Raw genomic sequence first — 423 nt, 5'->3', positions numbered from 1 at the left:
ATAATTTGTTCTATTTCTAGCCTATTAGATTTTAGATAATGATGTTTCACTTTCCCTTCATTAATTAAAATACAGGCTTCTCCTCTAAGCCACTTTCTTGCTTTTTTAGATTTAGCTTCTAATAATTCAGTTATAAAAATGATTAATGCCCAGGTTAATAAACCAATCAATACTTGCCAAACTTTGATATTATTATCGTATATACTTCCTTCTAATATTCCGCCAAATACCATAAAATAGACTATATCACCAGGAGCTAATTGGGGTAGATTTCTTTTTCCTAGCAATCGTATTATAATTAATAAAAAGATAAATCCAATTGTAAGTTTTATTACCATCTGGAAAGTTAACACTTTACCACCTCTTAAACTATTTAGTGTCTTTTTATTAGAATAAGCTTTTCTTAGTTTTTAATGATTAAAG

1 protein-coding gene is annotated in these 423 nt (G+C 27.4%); it reads right to left on the bottom strand.

The window, feature by feature from the left end:
- Positions 1-353: YetF domain-containing protein (locus ACF91D_RS32120; RefSeq protein ID WP_392438758.1), on the bottom strand; the 353-nt coding region annotated here is incomplete at its 3' end.
- Between the last annotated feature and the right edge of the window lie 70 nt (positions 354-423).

Source organism: Staphylococcus sp. 231237_7MaSpsaltlick (assembly GCF_043107035.1).
The sequence above is the reverse complement of the archived record's forward strand: the minus strand, read 5'-3'. Positions and strand labels throughout refer to the sequence as shown.